The 15845-nt window shown below is 72.1% G+C and carries 14 protein-coding genes and 1 pseudogene; 10 read left to right on the forward strand and 5 right to left on the reverse strand.

Annotation, left to right across the window (positions count from 1 at the left end; genetic code table 11):
* Positions 1-92 precede the first annotated feature (92 nt).
* Positions 93-695, forward strand: a complete 603-nt coding sequence (locus P3L51_RS29415; protein WP_354608361.1) for a nucleoside triphosphate pyrophosphatase — start codon at positions 93-95, stop codon at positions 693-695.
* Between the two features lie 68 nt (positions 696-763).
* Here the strand turns inward: P3L51_RS29415 and P3L51_RS29420 are convergent, their stop codons facing one another.
* The gene (locus tag P3L51_RS29420; protein ID WP_354608374.1) at positions 764-1228 is read right to left on the reverse strand and encodes a hypothetical protein; all 465 of its coding nucleotides are present in this window, start codon (positions 1226-1228) and stop codon (positions 764-766) included.
* 338 nt (positions 1229-1566) lie between these two features.
* Here P3L51_RS29420 and P3L51_RS29425 point away from each other — a divergent pair, with 338 nt between their 5' ends.
* Both P3L51_RS29425 and P3L51_RS29430 read left to right on the forward strand, forming a co-directional pair.
* Complete coding sequence (locus P3L51_RS29425) at positions 1567-3321, forward strand: acetyl/propionyl/methylcrotonyl-CoA carboxylase subunit alpha (RefSeq protein WP_354608362.1); 1755 nt, start codon at positions 1567-1569, stop codon at positions 3319-3321.
* Between the two features lie 193 nt (positions 3322-3514).
* On the forward strand, positions 3515-4105 hold the full coding sequence (locus tag P3L51_RS29430; protein ID WP_354608363.1) for a TetR/AcrR family transcriptional regulator: 591 nt from the start codon (positions 3515-3517) through the stop codon (positions 4103-4105).
* Positions 4106-4124: 19 nt separating this feature from the next.
* On the opposite strand, the gene P3L51_RS29435 is transcribed toward P3L51_RS29430, so the two are convergent.
* Together P3L51_RS29435 and P3L51_RS29440 are read right to left on the reverse strand one after the other, a co-directional pair.
* Complete coding sequence (locus tag P3L51_RS29435) at positions 4125-5066, reverse strand: DeoR/GlpR family DNA-binding transcription regulator (protein ID WP_494338551.1); 942 nt, start codon at positions 5064-5066, stop codon at positions 4125-4127.
* Between the two features lie 167 nt (positions 5067-5233).
* Complete coding sequence (locus P3L51_RS29440) at positions 5234-6673, reverse strand: NAD(P)H-quinone dehydrogenase (protein WP_354608365.1); 1440 nt, start codon at positions 6671-6673, stop codon at positions 5234-5236.
* 213 nt (positions 6674-6886) lie between these two features.
* Between P3L51_RS29440 and P3L51_RS29445 the strand changes: the two genes are divergently transcribed.
* The 3 genes from P3L51_RS29445 to P3L51_RS29455 all read left to right on the forward strand — a co-directional run bounded on the left by P3L51_RS29445 (position 6887) and on the right by P3L51_RS29455 (position 10018).
* Positions 6887-7324: a gamma-glutamylcyclotransferase family protein gene (locus tag P3L51_RS29445; protein WP_031229841.1), complete on the forward strand. Its 438-nt coding sequence runs from the start codon at positions 6887-6889 to the stop codon at positions 7322-7324.
* 156 nt (positions 7325-7480) lie between these two features.
* Positions 7481-8311 (forward strand): purine-nucleoside phosphorylase, encoded by an 831-nt coding sequence (locus P3L51_RS29450; RefSeq protein ID WP_354608366.1) that lies wholly within the window; start codon positions 7481-7483, stop codon positions 8309-8311.
* Between the two features lie 48 nt (positions 8312-8359).
* On the forward strand, positions 8360-10018 hold the full coding sequence (locus P3L51_RS29455) for a phospho-sugar mutase (protein ID WP_354608367.1): 1659 nt from the start codon (positions 8360-8362) through the stop codon (positions 10016-10018).
* 295 nt (positions 10019-10313) lie between these two features.
* Here P3L51_RS29455 and P3L51_RS29460 read toward each other — a convergent pair whose 3' ends face one another.
* Entirely contained in the window at positions 10314-10949 is a 636-nt protein-coding gene (locus P3L51_RS29460) for a PH domain-containing protein (protein WP_354608368.1), read from the reverse strand.
* Between the two features lie 188 nt (positions 10950-11137).
* On the opposite strand from P3L51_RS29460, the gene deoC reads away from it, so the two are divergent.
* Genes deoC through P3L51_RS29475 form a run of 3 tightly spaced genes read left to right on the forward strand, consistent with a single transcriptional unit; the run spans position 11138 to position 14435 of the window.
* Positions 11138-12115, forward strand: coding sequence for a deoxyribose-phosphate aldolase (gene deoC / locus P3L51_RS29465; RefSeq protein ID WP_354608369.1), 978 nt, complete (start codon positions 11138-11140; stop codon positions 12113-12115).
* Positions 12116-12121: 6 nt separating this feature from the next.
* Complete coding sequence (locus tag P3L51_RS29470) at positions 12122-13552, forward strand: aldehyde dehydrogenase family protein (RefSeq protein WP_354608370.1); 1431 nt, start codon at positions 12122-12124, stop codon at positions 13550-13552.
* Positions 13545-14435: an aldehyde dehydrogenase family protein gene (locus P3L51_RS29475; protein ID WP_354608371.1), complete on the forward strand. Its 891-nt coding sequence runs from the start codon at positions 13545-13547 to the stop codon at positions 14433-14435. Before P3L51_RS29470 ends, P3L51_RS29475 begins: the two co-directional genes overlap by 8 nt.
* Positions 14436-14523: 88 nt before the next feature.
* Here the strand turns inward: P3L51_RS29475 and P3L51_RS29480 are convergent, their stop codons facing one another.
* Positions 14524-14940 (reverse strand): hypothetical protein, encoded by a 417-nt coding sequence (locus P3L51_RS29480; protein ID WP_354608372.1) that lies wholly within the window; start codon positions 14938-14940, stop codon positions 14524-14526.
* 60 nt (positions 14941-15000) lie between these two features.
* Here P3L51_RS29480 and P3L51_RS29485 point away from each other — a divergent pair.
* A pseudogene (locus P3L51_RS29485) lies at positions 15001-15746 on the forward strand (uridine kinase).
* Positions 15747-15845 lie beyond the last annotated feature (99 nt).

Here is a 15845-nt window from a genome sequence, read left to right on the forward strand (position 1 = left end):
CAACGCGGCGAGCGTGCGTGCCAGGCGTCGTGAGCCAGGCGGGATTTGTCAGACACGGCCTAGGCCCGTCCGGCGTGGCTACCCTTCTCGTCATGACCGCTCCGCGCCGCCTCGTCCTCGCCTCCGCATCGCCCGCCCGCCTCGGACTGCTCAGGCAGGCCGGCCTCGCGCCCGAAGTGATCGTCAGCGGGGTCGACGAGGACGCCCTGTCCGCCGCCACACCCGCCGCCCTGGCGCGGGTGCTGGCCGAGGCCAAGGCCGCCGCCGTGGCCGCCCGCCCGGAGGCCGCCGGGTCGCTGGTCGTCGGCTGCGACTCGGTGCTGGAGCTGGACGGCGAGGCGTACGGCAAGCCCGTCGACGCCGAGACGGCGACCGCGCGCTGGAAGGAGATGCGCGGCCGGTCGGGGGTGCTCCAGACCGGGCACTGCGTGATCGACACGGTTACGGGGCGCAGCGTGTCCCAGACCGGCTCGACCGTGGTCCGTTTCGGTGAGCCGACGGACGCGGAGATCGCGGCGTACGTGGCGACGGGTGAACCCCTGTCCGTGGCGGGGGCGTTCACGCTGGACGGTTTCGGGGCGCCGTTCGTCGACGCGATCGACGGCAACCACGGGAATGTGCTCGGGCTGTCGCTGCCGCTGCTGCGCGCCCTGCTGGCCGAGCACGGCGTCGCGATCACCGACCTCTGGGCATGAACGCGTGAACGCGTGAACGTGTGAACCTGCGATCACGTGAACCTGTGATCACGTGAACGCGTCGCCGCTCAGGCGGCGGAGGGCCCCGTCCCGACCGGCGGCGGCGACCCGGCCTCGGCGGTGGTTCGCGCCTCCCGTTCGCCGTACGCGACCAGCGTCAGCACGATCAGCCCCAGCACGACCATCATGAACAGGAACGCCGTCCAGCCCACCAGGCCGACCGCCAGCGCGCCCAGCAGCCCGTGCAGGATCGCGCAGCTGACCAGGACGGGCCGCGCGACCCGGCCGAACCCCCGGTCCGTGATCGCCGCGCGCACCAGCAGTGCCGCGCAGGCGACCAGGTAGAGGCCGAGGGCGAAGCCCGCCGCCCAGGTCCCGGTGGACATGGCGTCCGGGTCGAGTCCGGCGAGTGACATCTGCTGGTTGTCGACGACGGTCGCCATCAGACCGTTGACGAAAACGAAGCCGACGGCCTCCGCGAGCAGCACGATCGCCGCCATCCATGCCACCGGTCTGCGCACCACGGCACCCACCTCTTCCCCTGTTACCCCAAGTACGTACGGCATCGGGAAGGCTACTCATCGGTAAACCCCCGGACAAGGGCCCGGGCAGAGGCAAAGAATCCGGTAGGCGTTAGTAGGAAATCAACAAAGAATCGTGAGACGCGCCGGTGCGCCCTGACAGAGACCTCGACCACTTACGGCGATTACTGTGCGGTGAAGAGTCCCGGCGTACCCTTGCGTCACAAGGGATTTCGCGACTTGAGCGGGCCTCGGATCACACCGCGTGTGGGCAAGCTCACCACTGGGGACGGGTCGATCGGTCGTGTCGGCAGTCCCTAAACTCAGCTTGTTTCCAGGAGGGAGCCATCGTGCGCAAGGTGCTCATCGCCAATCGTGGCGAAATCGCTGTCCGTGTTGCTCGTGCGTGCCGGGATGCCGGGATCGGCTCGGTGGCTGTGTACGCGGAACCGGACCGGGACGCGTCGCATGTGCGGGCCGCCGACGAGGCGTTCGCGCTGGGTGGTGACACCCCCGCCGCCAGCTATCTGGATGTGGCCAAGGTCCTCCAGGCCGCGAAGGACTCCGACGCGGACGCGATCCACCCCGGCTACGGATTCCTGTCGGAGAACGCGGAGTTCGCCCAGGCGGTGCTCGACGCGGGTCTGACCTGGATCGGTCCGCCGCCGCAGGCGATCCGCGATCTCGGTGACAAGGTCGCCGCCCGGCACATCGCCCAGCGCGCGGGCGCCCCGCTCGTCGCGGGCACCCCCGACCCCGTCTCCGGCGCCGACGAGGTCGTGGCGTTCGCCAAGGAGCACGGCCTGCCGATCGCGATCAAGGCCGCCTTCGGCGGCGGCGGACGCGGTCTGAAGGTCGCCCGCACCCTGGAGGAGGTCCCCGAGCTGTACGACTCCGCCGTCCGCGAGGCCGTGGCGGCGTTCGGGCGCGGTGAGTGCTTCGTCGAGCGCTACCTCGACCAGCCCCGGCACGTGGAGACCCAGTGCCTGGCCGACACCCACGGCAACGTGGTCGTCGTCTCCACCCGCGACTGCTCGCTCCAGCGCCGCCACCAGAAGCTCGTCGAGGAAGCCCCGGCGCCGTTTCTCTCCCCGGCGCAGAACGAGGAGTTGTACGCGGCGTCGAAGGCGATCCTGAAGGAGGCCGGCTACGTCGGCGCCGGCACCGTCGAATTCCTCGTCGGCACCGACGGCACGATCTCCTTCCTCGAGGTCAACACCCGCCTCCAGGTGGAGCACCCGGTCACCGAGGAAGTCACCGGCATCGACCTCGTACGGGAGATGTTCCGCATCGCCGACGGCGAGGAGCTGGGCTACGACGACCCGCCGGTCCGCGGCCACTCGATCGAGTTCCGCATCAACGGCGAGGACCCCGGCCGCGGCTTCCTTCCCGCACCCGGCACCGTCACCCTCTTCCGGCCCCCGACCGGCCCCGGCGTGCGCCTGGACGCGGGCGTGGAGACGGGCTCGGTCATCGGCCCCGCCTGGGACTCCCTGCTCGCCAAGCTGATCATCACCGGCGCCACCCGCGAGCAGGCCCTTCAGCGTGCCGCGCGTGCGCTGGGCGAGTTCCAGGTCGAGGGCATGGCCACGGCCATCCCCTTCCACCGCGCCGTCGTCACCGACCCGGCGTTCACCTCGGACCCGTTCACGATCCACACCCGCTGGATCGAGACCGAGTTCGTCAACACCATCCCCGCCTTCACCATCCCCGGTGACGGGGACACCGAGGACGAGCCCGGCCGCGAGACGGTCGTCGTCGAGGTGGGCGGCAAGCGCCTGGAGGTCTCGCTGCCCTCCAGCCTCGGTATGAGCCTGGCCCGTACGGGCCTCGCCGCCGGCGCCCGCCCCAAGCGCCGCGCCACGAAGAAGGCGGGCTCGGGGGCGTCCGGCGACACCCTCGCCTCCCCGATGCAGGGCACGATCGTGAAGGTGGCGGTCGAAGAGGGCCAGCAGGTCGAAGAGGGCGACCTCGTCGTCGTCCTGGAGGCCATGAAGATGGAGCAGCCTCTCAACGCCCACCGGGCGGGCACGATCAAGGGCCTCACGGCCGAGGTCGGCGCCTCGCTCACCTCGGGCGCCCTGATCTGCGAGATCAAGGACTGACGACCCGGTCCCGACAGCCGCGTACGGGTGGGCCCCGTCACCCCGGTCAGGGGTGGCGGGGCCCACTCGCGCGTGGCGGCCCGGCCCCGGGGACCGATCCATGGGGAAGGCCCGGCCCGCAGTGGCATCCTGGAGGACCACAGGCCGCACCCGCCGGTGCCCCCGGGCCCCGGTGGCGACAGGAAGGACCGCGATGGCGAGCAGCAGTGACGCGCCGCCCCGGCCCATGCGCGCCGACGCGCGGCGGAACTACGAGCGGGTGCTCGGTGAGGCCCGTGCCGCGTTCGCCGAGCACGGCACGGACGCCTCGCTGGAGGATGTCGCGCGCCGGGCCGGAGTCGGCATCGGCACGCTGTACCGGCACTTCCCCACCCGGCACGCCCTGATGAACGCGGTCTTCCAGGAAGCGCTCGCCGATCTGCTCGACCGCTCCCGCCGGCTCGCCGACGCCGACCGGCCCTGCCGCGCGCTGGTGGCCTGGCTGCGCGCGCTCATCACTCACGCGGGTGAGTACCGTGGCCTCTCCCGCGCGCTCATGTCGGCTTCGCACGACACGAGTTCGGCCCTGACGCAGTGCAGCGCGGGGCTCCGTACGGCGGGCGAGTTGCTGCTCGTACGGGCGCAGGCCAGCGGGGACGTACGGGCGGACACGTCCATCGACGATCTGATGCAGCTGACGAACGCCATCGCGCTCGCCGCCGAACAGGCGCCGGACGACCCGGAGTTGGCCGACCGGCTGCTCACGCTGACCCTGACCGGCCTGAAAGGCCCGCACAGCGGGTGAGCGGCCCGCCGCCGCCCTGTCAGCGGCGGCGCAGATCCGCGACCCGCGCGCGCTCCCCCGGCTGCTCGGCGAGCGCCCCGGCCGACGCCGCCGCGCTCCGCAGCGTCTGCGGTCCGGGACCGCCGCCGCCGTGCGTACGGCGCTGGCCCGGCAGCGGCGTCTCCCGTCGGGGCTGGCGCCCCGGCGGGGCCGTCTCGGCGCCGGAGCCCGACCCGGCCGCGCCCGCCACCGTGATCTGTACGCCCTGGTCGGCGAGGGCCTGCAACTCGGTCCCCGCGCGGTCGTCGTGCGCCGGCGGATCGTCGGTGACCAGCCGGGTGATCACGTCGGTCGGCACCGTCTGGAACATGGTGTCGGTGCCGAGTTTGGTGTGGTCGGCGAGCACCACGACCTCGGCGGCCGCCTGCACCAGCGCGCGGTCGACGCTGGCCGAGAGCATGTTGGAGGTGGACAGGCCGCGCTCCGCGGTGAGCCCGCTCCCGGACAGGAACGCGCGGGAGACCCGCAGCCCTTGGAGCGACTGCTCGGCACCACTGCCGACCAGGGCGTAGTTGGAGCCGCGCAGGGTCCCGCCGGTCATGACGACTTCGACCCTGTTGGCGTGGGCCAACGCCTGCGCGACCAGCAGGGAGTTGGTGACGACGGTCAGTCCGGGGATCCGCGCGAGCCGGCGGGCCAGCTCCTGCGTGGTCGTACCGGCACCGACCACCACGGCTTCGCCTTCTTCGACGAGGCTCGCGGCGAGATCGGCGATGGCCGTCTTCTCTGCCGTGGCGAGATGGGATTTTTGCGGAAAGCCGGATTCTCGCGTGAATCCGCCCGGCAGTACCGCACCGCCGTGCCGGCGGTCGAGGAGTCCTTCGGCCTCCAACGCCCGCACGTCCCGCCGTACGGTCACTTCGGAGGTCTGGACGACGCGGGCGAGCTCACGGAGCGACACGGCTCCGTTGGCGCGCACCATTTCGAGGATTAACTGGCGACGTTCTGCAGCGAACACGAAACTGACAGTAACCCCAACGCCCGCCCGCTTTCAGCGGTTCTCGCCGAAAAACGGAAGGTGTACGTACGGGGCCGCGCCAAGTGGTATAGGGGCGCCGCCCTATGGCCTGCGTACGCCCATGACCTGGGTCAACCCTCGTCCTCGCTCTTACGGCTGTGCAACTGCCGTGCCACCTCGGCGATCGAGCCCGACAGAGAGGGGTAGACAGTGAAAGCGTTTGCGATCTGTTCAACGGTCATATTGTTGTCGACCGCGATCGAGATGGGGTGGATCAGCTCGCTGGCGCGCGGTGCCACGACCACGCCGCCGACGACGATCCCGGTGCCCGGCCGGCAGAGGATCTTGACGAAACCGTCCCTGATGCCCTGCATCTTGGCGCGCGGGTTACGCAGCAGCGGCAGCTTGACGACCCGCGCGTCGATCTTCCCGCTGTCCACGTCCGACTGGCTGTAGCCGACGGTCGCGATCTCCGGGTCGGTGAAGACGTTGGACGAGACGGTCTTGAGGTTGAGCGGGGCGACCGCGTCGCCGAGAAAGTGGTACATCGCGATCCGGCCCTGCATCGCGGCGACCGAGGCGAGCGCGAAGATACCGGTCACGTCGCCGGCCGCGTAGACGCCGGGCGCGGACGTACGCGACACCCGGTCGGTCCAGATGTGGCCCGAGTCCTTGACCCGGACCCCGGCCTCCTCCAGGCCCATGCCCTCGGCGTTCGGGATCGCGCCGACCGCCATCAGGCAGTGCGTGCCGGAGATGACCCGGCCGTCGGCGAGGGTCACCTCGACGCGGTCGCCGACGCGCTTGGCGGACGAGGCGCGCGAGCGCGACATCACGTTCATCCCGCGGCGCCGGAAGACGTCCTCCAGTACGGCGGCGGCGTCCGGGTCCTCGCCGGGCAGCACGCGGTCGCGGGAGGAGACGAGCGTGACGCGCGAGCCGAGCGCCTGGTAGGCACCGGCGAACTCGGCGCCGGTGACACCGGATCCGACCACTATCAGCTCTTCGGGCAGCTCGTCGAGGTCGTACACCTGCGTCCAGTTGAGGATGCGCTCACCGTCGGGCAGCGCGTCGGGGATCTCGCGCGGGTGCGCGCCGGTCGCGATCAGCACGGCGTCGGCGGTCAGCGACTCCTCGGTGCCGTCGGCCGAGGTCACGATCACCTGGCGGGAGCCGTCGGTCGCCTGCCGGCCGTCGAGCCGCCCCCGGCCGCGCAGCACGCGGGCGCCGGCCCGGGTGACGGAGGCGGTGATGTCGTGCGACTGGGCGAGCGCGAGGCGCTTGACCCGTCGGTTGACCTTGCCGAGGTCCACCCCGACGACACGGGCCGCCTGTTCGAGTGGCGGGGTGTCGTCGGCGACGATGATGCCCAGCTCCTCGTAGGAGGAGTCGAAGGTGGTCATCACCTCGGCCGTCGCGATGAGGGTCTTGGACGGTACGCAGTCGGTGAGCACCGAGGCCCCGCCGAGGCCGTCGCAGTCCACGACGCTCACCTCGGCGCCGAGCTGTGCGGCCACCAGGGCCGCCTCGTATCCGCCGGGTCCGCCGCCGATGATCACGATCCGGGTCACGAAAAAGTCCGCCTCGCGTTGTCGACCCGACCCGTCTGCCGTCCCGGCCGGGAGTCCGGGGAGTCCCCGGAGGATGCAGTACGTACGTCATTGTCCCGCACTCTTCAAGCTGCTTCGCCCCGGGCCCCTCCCCGGGGGCCTCGGTCGGCCACCGGAGGGGCCACGTCCACGGGATTCACCGGGCACGCGTGTACCTCCCGTACCCTCGTCCCCATGTCGCTCTACGCCGCGTACGCCGGCAACCTCGACGCGCGGCTGATGTCCCGCCGCGCCCCGCACTCACCGCTGCGAGGCACCGGCTGGCTCAACGGCTGGCGGCTCACCTTCGGTGGGGAGCAGATGGGCTGGGAGGGTGCGCTGGTCACCCTCGTGGAGGCACCCCGCTCGCAGGTCTTCGTGGCGCTGTACGACATCGCGCCGATGGACGAGGACTCGATGGACCGCTGGGAGGGTGTCGGCCTCGACATATACCGGCGGATGCGGGTGCGCGTGGACACGCTGGACGGCAAGGAGCCGGCCTGGCTGTACGTCCTGAACGGGTACGAGGGCGGGCTGCCCTCCGCGCGCTATCTCGGCGAGCTGGCCGAGGCGGCGGAGTCGGCCGGGGCGCCGCACGACTATGTGATGGAACTGCGAAAGCGCGCGTGCTGAACCGGCACCCCACCCGCACGGTGACGGTCGTCACGGCCTTCGCACTCGCGACAGGCGGCTGACCGGCGCGTTCGCCGGAAACGACAACACAACGATCCGAAGACCGTACGCTCGATCATCTACGCGCGTAGGGCAAGAACGGTTACCCTCTTCCGCGTGAACGCATCTGTTATCCCGGCCACGGCCGACGGATCTGCCGACCCCCACGCCGCCGCCTCCGCCGCCGCGGTGCGCCTGCGCGAGCTGACCGGCGCCGAGACCCATGACGTGGCCCTGGTGATGGGCTCCGGCTGGGCACCCGCCGTCGCCGCGCTGGGAGCACCCGAGGCCGAATTCCCGGTGACCGAGCTGCCGGGCTTCCCCCCGCCGGTCGTCGCCGGCCACGGCGGGACGATCCGCTCCTACGCGATCGCCGAGAAGCGCGCGCTGGTCTTCCTGGGCCGTACGCACTACTACGAGGGCCGCGGCGTCGCGGCCGTCGCGCACGGTGTCCGTACGGCGGTCGCCGCCGGCTGCAAGACCATCGTCCTGACGAACGGCTGCGGCGGGCTGCGCGAGGGCATGCGCCCGGGGCAGCCGGTGCTGATCAGCGACCACATCAATCTGACGGCCGCGTCCCCGATCGTCGGCCCGAACTTCGTGGACCTCACCGACCTGTACTCGCCGCGGCTGCGCGCGCTGTGCAAGGAGGTGGACCCCGCTCTCGAAGAGGGCGTCTACGTCCAGTTCCCCGGCCCGCACTACGAGACGCCCGCCGAGATCAACATGGTCCGGGTCATGGGCGGCGACCTCGTCGGCATGTCCACCGTGCTGGAGGCCATCGCCGCGCGTGAGGCCGGCGCCGAGGTACTGGGCATCTCGCTGGTGACGAACCTGGCGGCGGGCCTGTCGGGCGAGCCGCTGAACCACGAGGAAGTCCTCCAGGCGGGCCGTGACTCGGCCACGCAGATGGGCGCGCTGCTGGCACAGGTGCTCGAGCGCATCTGACGCCCGCCGTACGACCTCCCGGCGGGCCCGAGGAAGGGAAGACCCACAGTGCAGCAGGACCTCATCGCGCGGGCCGAGGCGTGGCTGGCCGAGGACCCGGACAGCGACACCCGCGACGAACTGCGGGGGCTGATCGACTCCGGTGACCTGGACGCGCTCGCCGAACGGTTCGGCGGCACGCTCCAGTTCGGCACGGCCGGGCTCCGCGGCGAGCTGGGCGCCGGGCCGATGCGGATGAACCGGTCGGTGGTCATCCGCGCCGCCGCCGGGCTCGCCGCGTACCTCAAGGCCGCCGGCCAGGGGGGCGGCCTCGTCGTCGTCGGCTACGACGCCCGCCACAAGTCGGCCGACTTCGCGCGTGACACCGCCGCCGTGATGACCGGTGCGGGGCTGCGCGCCGCCGTACTGCCGCGTCCGCTGCCGACACCCCTGCTGGCCTTCGCCGTACGGCATCTGGGCGCGGTGGCCGGGGTGGAGGTCACCGCGAGCCACAACCCGCCGCGCGACAACGGCTACAAGGTCTATCTCGCGGACGGCTCCCAGATCGTGTCTCCCATGGACGGCGAGATCGCGGCCGAGATCGACGCGGTCGGCCCCCTGGACTCGGTGGCGCGCCCGGAGGACGGCTGGGAGGTTCTCGGCGACGAGGTGCTGACGGCGTATCTGGAGCGCACGGACGCCGTTCTGAGCGCCGGTTCGCCCCGTACGGCGCGCGTGGTCCACACGGCGTTGCACGGGGTCGGTACGCAGACGCTGAACGCCGCGTTCGCGCGGGCCGGCTTCCCCGCGCCCGTACCGGTGGCCGAACAGGCCGAGCCCGACCCGGACTTCCCCACCGTCGCCTTCCCGAACCCGGAGGAGCCGGGCGCGATGGACCTGGCCTTCGCCACGGCCCGCCGCGCCGCCCCCGACATCATCATCGCGAACGACCCGGACGCGGACCGCTGCGCGGTGGCCGTCCCGGACGCGGACGCCGTGAGCGGCTGGCGGATGCTGCGCGGCGACGAGGTGGGCGCGCTGCTGGCGGCGCACCTGGTGAACAAGGGCGCGACCGGCACGTCGGGCGTCTTCGCCGAGTCGATCGTGTCGTCGTCGCTGCTCGGGCGGATCGCGGAGGCGGCGGGTGTCGGTTACGAGGAGACGCTCACCGGCTTCAAGTGGATCGCCCGCGTCGAGGGCCTGCGGTACGGCTACGAGGAAGCCCTCGGCTACTGCGTCGACCCCGACGGCGTACGCGACAAGGACGGCATCACGGCGGCTCTGCTCGTCGCGGAGCTGGCGTCCGAGCTGAAGGAGCGGGGCCGGGGGCTGACGGATCTCCTGGACGACCTGGCGCTCGCACACGGCCTGCACGCCACGGATCAGCTCTCGGCGCGCGTGCGGGACCTGTCCCTGATCACGCGGGCGATGGACCGCCTGCGCGACCACCCGCCGGCGGCCCTGGCGGGTCTGACGGTCACCTCGGCCGAGGATCTCTCGGAGGGCGCGTCGGGCCTCCCGCCGACGGACGGTCTGCGCTACCACCTGGACGGCGCCTGCCGGGCCCGGGTGATCGTCCGCCCGAGCGGTACGGAGCCGAAGCTCAAGTGCTACCTGGAAGTGGTGATCCCGGTCACCGACGCCACCGCGCTCCCCGCGGCCAGGGCCCGGGGCGCGGAGCTGCTGGCGACCCTGAAGCGGGACCTGGCGGAGGCTGCGGGCATCTGACGGACCCTGTCGTCGATCGCCGGTGGGGCCGCGCGGGCGGCCCGGCCCGGTCGTGCGACTCGTGGGCCGCACTTGTCGTCGATCGCCGGGCGGGACCGCGCAGGCGGCGCGCCCGGCGATTGGTTCCGGGCCCGCCCCTCCGGCGGGCGTTCCAGCCCGCCCGGCGGGCATCTTGGGCCCGTCCGGCGATTGAGGACATCACCCACCGGCCGGGCCCGTCTCAGCCCGTCCGGCGTTCGAGGACGAACCGGCCCCCGGGACAGCCCCCGGGACGGCCAACCCGCCCGCCCACGTGTCACCCCGTCGCGAGCAGCACCACCAGCACCACCAGGCCCGCCAGCGCCGGTCCCATCACCTCGTACGCCCAGCGGACCTGCGGCTCGCCCTGCGCCTCCGGGCGCGACGCGCAGCGCTCCGCCTGCTCGCGCAGGCCCGCGACGGTGTAATCCGCGTCGGCGGTCCGGGCGCGCGCGTCCGTCACGTCCGCGTTCACCGACGTGCGGCTGTTCGGGTCGTCGTACGCGCGCTGCGACTGCCGTCGCGCCGCGCGCTTGCGCTTCCTCAGCGAGACCGGCACCGCCCACAGCTGGAACTTCGCGCCGTCCTGGGTGAACACCTCGCTCGAATACCCGGCCCGCACATCGGCCACGGACGCCCACGGCACCACGACCGTGCGGAACGGATTCCTGATCCGCAGCCGGTCGTCGTTGGCGAACACCGCCGGCCGCATGGTGAAGGCCACCACGAGCGGCACGGCGAGCAGCAGGCCGGCGAGCGCGAGCCACGGCGTCCTGCCGTGGCCCCGCACCACCGCGTCGATCCCGATCCACGCGCCGAGAGCGAGCAGCAGCGCACCGCCCGCGATGGCGGCGGGCGACCGGAAGACGCGCTCTGCGTACGTCGGCTCGGAGGGCTGATCGGGACTCGTCATGGTTTCGATTCTGCCGTACGCCGCCGACACCCCCGGCACGCATCCCGCGCGGCGACCGCCCGCGACCACCCCGCGACCTTCCCGTGACCACTCCGCACCCGCGCGCCACGCCCGGCGTCGGTCTCGTCACTCGGTACCCCACCCCCTGTACATGCTGCTACGCGCGTAGATATGCTCATGTGGTGACCATGCCCACGACTGCACCCTCGCCCACAGGCTCCGCCGTGGGCGGTGCCCCCCTCGCTGACGTGACCGCGTCCGACAGCTCGCTGCGCCGGTTCCTCCACGGGCTGCCCGGCGTCGACGCCGTCGGCCTGGAGGCACGCGCCGCCTCGCTCGGTACGCGCTCGATCAAGACGACGGCCAAGGCGTACGCCATCGACCTGGCCATCTCGATGATCGACCTGACGACCCTCGAAGGCGCCGACACGCCGGGCAAGGTCAGATCGCTCGCCGCCAAGGCCCTGCATCCGGACCCGACCGACCGCACCGTCCCGACGACGGCCGCGCTCTGCGTCTATCCGGACATGGTGGAGACGGCCGTCGCGGGGCTCGCGGGGAGCGACGTGAAGGTCGCCTCCGTCGCGACCGCCTTCCCGGCCGGGCGCACCGCCCTGGCCGTGAAGCTCGCGGACGTGCGGGACGCCGTCGCCGCCGGCGCCGACGAGATCGACATGGTGATCGACCGCGGCGCGTTCCTCTCGGGCCACTACCTGAAGGTCTACGAGGAGATCGTGGCCGTGAAGGCCGAGTGCGGCGCCGCCCGCCTCAAGGTCATCTTCGAGACCGGCGAGCTGTCCACGTACGACAACATCCGCCGCGCCTCCTGGCTCGGCATGGTCGCCGGCGCGGACTTCATCAAGACGTCGACCGGCAAGGTCGCCGTCAACGCCACCCCGGCCAACACGCTGCTGATGCTGGAGGCCGTGCGCGACTTCCGCGCCCAGACCGGCGTCCAGGTGGGTGTGAAGCCCGCCGGCGGCATCCGTACCAGCAAGGACGCGATCAAGTTCCTCGTGCTGGTCAACGAGACCGCGGGCGAGGACTGGCTGGACAACCACTGGTTCCGCTTCGGCGCCTCCAGCCTCCTCAACGACCTGCTGATGCAGCGCCAGAAGCTGGCCACCGGCCGCTACTCCGGCCCCGACTACGTCACGGTGGACTGATACACGATGGCTTTCGAATACGCACCGGCCCCCGAGTCACGCTCGGTCGTCGACATCGCGCCGAGCTACGGCCTGTTCATCGACGGCGAGTTCACCGACGCCGCCGACGGCAAGGTCTTCAAGACGGTCAGCCCTTCTACGGAGGAAGTGCTGTCCGAGGTCGCCCGGGCGGGCGCCGAAGATGTCGAGCGGGCCGTGAAGGCCGCCCGTAAGGCGTTCGTGAAGTGGTCGGCGCTGCCGGGCGCCGAGCGCGCCAAGTACCTCTTCCGGATCGCCCGCATCATCCAGGAGCGCTCGCGCGAACTGGCCGTCCTGGAGACCCTCGACAACGGCAAGCCGATCCGCGAGACCCGCGACGCGGACCTCCCCCTGGTCGCCGCGCACTTCTTCTACTACGCGGGCTGGGCCGACAAGCTCGACCACGCGGGCTACGGCGCGAATCCGCGCCCGCTGGGCGTCGCCGGCCAGGTCATCCCGTGGAACTTCCCGCTGCTGATGCTCGCGTGGAAGATCGCCCCGGCGCTCGCCACGGGCAACACGGTGGTCCTGAAGCCCGCCGAGACCACCCCGCTCAGCGCCCTGTTCTTCGCGGACATCTGCCGCCAGGCCGGTCTCCCGCGCGGCGTCGTCAACATCCTTCCCGGATACGGCGACGCGGGCGCCGCCCTCGTCGCGCACGAGGACGTCAACAAGATCGCCTTCACCGGCTCGACCGCCGTCGGCAAGGCCATCGCCCGGCAGATCGCGGGCACGGACAAGAAGGTCACGCTCGAACTCGGCGGCAAGGGCGCCAACATCGTCTTCGACGACGCCCCGATCGACCAGGCCGTCGAGGGCATCGTCACCGGCATCTTCTTCAACCAGGGTCAGGTCTGCTGCGCCGGATCGCGCCTGCTGGTCCAGGAGTCGATCCACGACGAGCTGCTGGACTCGCTGAAGCGCCGGCTGTCCAGCCTGCGTATCGGCGACCCGCTGGACAAGAACACGGATCTCGGCGCGATCAACTCCGCCGAGCAGCTGGCCCGGATCAGGACGCTGGCCGACGCGGGCGAGGCCGAGGGCGCCGAGCGCTGGTCGCCGGAGTGCGAACTCCCGTCGTCCGGTTACTGGTTCGCGCCGACCCTCTTCACGAATGTCACGCAGGCGCACACCGTCGCGCGCGACGAGATCTTCGGCCCGGTGCTCTCCGTCCTGACGTTCCGCACGCCGGACGAGGCGGTCGCCAAGGCCAACAACACGCAGTACGGCCTCTCCGCCGGCATCTGGACGGAGAAGGGCTCCCGCATCCTCGCCGTCGCGAACAGGCTCCGCGCGGGCGTGGTGTGGGCCAACACGTTCAACAAGTTCGACCCGACCTCGCCCTTCGGCGGCTACAAGGAGTCGGGCTACGGCCGCGAGGGCGGTCGCCACGGCCTGGAGGCGTATCTCGATGTCTGAGTCCGAGCGACTGTCAGTCTTCAAGACCTACAAGCTGTATGTCGGGGGCAAGTTCCCCCGCTCCGAGAGCGGCCGGGTGTACGAGGTGACCGACCACAAGGGCAGGTGGCTCGCCAACGCGCCGCAGTCCTCCCGCAAGGACGCCCGTGACGCGGTCTCCGCCGCCCGCAAGGCGTTCGGCGGCTGGTCGGGCGCCACGGCGTACAACAGGGGCCAGGTGCTCTACCGCGTCGCCGAGATGCTGGAGGGCCGCCGCGACCAGTTCATCGCCGAGGTGGCCGCCTCCGAGGGCATCTCGAAGCCGAAGGCGGCGGCCGTCGTGGACGCGACCGTCGACCGCTGGGTCTGGTACGCGGGCTGGACGGACAAGATCGGCCAGGTGACGGGCGGCGCCAACCCCGTCGCGGGCCCGTTCTTCAACCTGTCCACGCCGGAGCCCACCGGCGTCGTCGCGGTCCTCGCGCCGCAGGACTCGTCGTTCCTCGGCCTGGTCTCGGTCGTCGCCCCGGTGATCGCCACCGGGAACACGGCGGTGGTGATCGCCGGCGAGCGTTCCCCGCTGCCCGCCCTGTCGCTCGGCGAGGTGCTGGCCACCTCCGACCTGCCGGGCGGCGTCGTCAACATCCTCTCGGGCCGTACGGCGGAACTCGCCGCGCCGCTCGCCTCGCACCAGGACGTCAACGGCATCGATCTGTACGGCGCCGACGAGACCCTGGCCAAGGAGCTGGAGATCGCGGCGGCGGACAACCTCAAGCGGGTGCTGCGCCCGCACCCGGTGGACTTCTCCGCCGATCCCGGCACGGGCCGGCTGACGGCCTTCCTGGAGACGAAGACGGTCTGGCACCCCACGGGCAGCCTGGGCGCGTCGGGCTCCGGCTACTGAGCCGTCCCCCGCACCCGCCCGCGTAAGGAGGCCCGGCCGTCACGACGACGACCGGGCCTCCTTGCACAAGCGCGCTCCGACCCGACGCTCAGCCGGGCAGCAGCTCTGTCACCGGCCCCACCAGCGGCAGGTCCTTCAGACCGCCGCCCTGGGTGACCGAGTCCGTCAAGGCCGCCGTGGACAGCGGCTTGAAGTCCGCCACCTGCGTGCCGACCGCGTTGTCCAGCGGATCGACGCCCGTCTTGGCCAGCGGGTTGAGCTGCAAGTTCTTCACCGGTCCGAGGCCACCGGCCAAGCCGTGCCCGAGGGCGCCCGCGAGACCCGCCCCGGCCGCCGCCCCGGCCTCGGCGAGCTCGCTGTCGGGACCCGACGCGGGCACGGGCGCGGCCGGTGCCGCCTGCGCCGCGGCGCCGCCGAGCCCGATGACCGCGCCCGCCGCGGTGAGCGTCAGCCCGGCGCGCAGCAGTGCGCCGCGCCGGGGGGTGGGAGCTGAATGACGTGCCATGGGATTCCTGCCTGGGCGAGGGAGTCGAGTAATCGGAATGACACGCACAGTAGTTGAGATGTGACGCTCGATACCAACACCGCAGGCGGGGGTCGCCTGCGCGGGTGTATGCCTCAGACTGGTGTCCCGTGAGTCCCCACCGAACCGCCTCCGCGCGCGTCGTCCTGCTCGCGGGCCCCTCCGGCTCCGGCAAGTCGTCGCTCGCCGCCCGCGCGGGCCTGCCCGTGCTCCGTCTCGACGACTTCTACAAGGAGGGCGACGACCCGACGTTGCCGCTGGTCGCGGGCAGCTCGGACATCGACTGGGACTCCGCGCTGTCCTGGGACGCGGACGCGGCGGTCGCCGCGATCCTGGAGCTGTGCGGTACGGGCCGTACGACCGTCCCGGTCTACGCGATCGCCACCAGCTCCGTCGTCGACACCGAGACGCTCGACATCGGGCGTACGCAGCTGTTCATCGCCGAGGGCATCTTCGCGGCCGATGTCGTCGCCCGCTGCGAGGAGCTGGGCGTGCTGGCCGACGCGCTCTGTCTGCGGGGCCGCCCGTCGACGACGTTCCGCCGCCGGCTGCTGCGGGATCTGCGCGAGGGCCGCAAGTCGGTGCCGTTCCTGCTGCGGCGCGGCTGGCGGCTGATGCGCGCGGAGCGCCGCATCGTCGGCCGGCAGGCGGCGCTGGGGGCGTATCCGTGCGCCAAGGCGGAGGCGCTGGGCCGGATCGCCGACGCGGCGGCGGGCGGCACCCGCCCCCGCACGACGGAGACGCCCGACCCGTCCGCACCGGCGCGCCCAGCGAACAGCGGCCGCTGAGCGTCGGGACCGGCGTCGGGACCGGCCCCCGAGCCGGCCCGGAAGTCCCCCTGGAACGCGCGAAGACCGGACAGGCCCCCCAGCCTGTCCGGTCCTGCT

Origin of the sequence: Streptomyces panacea, assembly GCF_040560175.1 — a bacterium.
GTDB lineage: Bacteria > Actinomycetota > Actinomycetes > Streptomycetales > Streptomycetaceae > Streptomyces > Streptomyces panacea.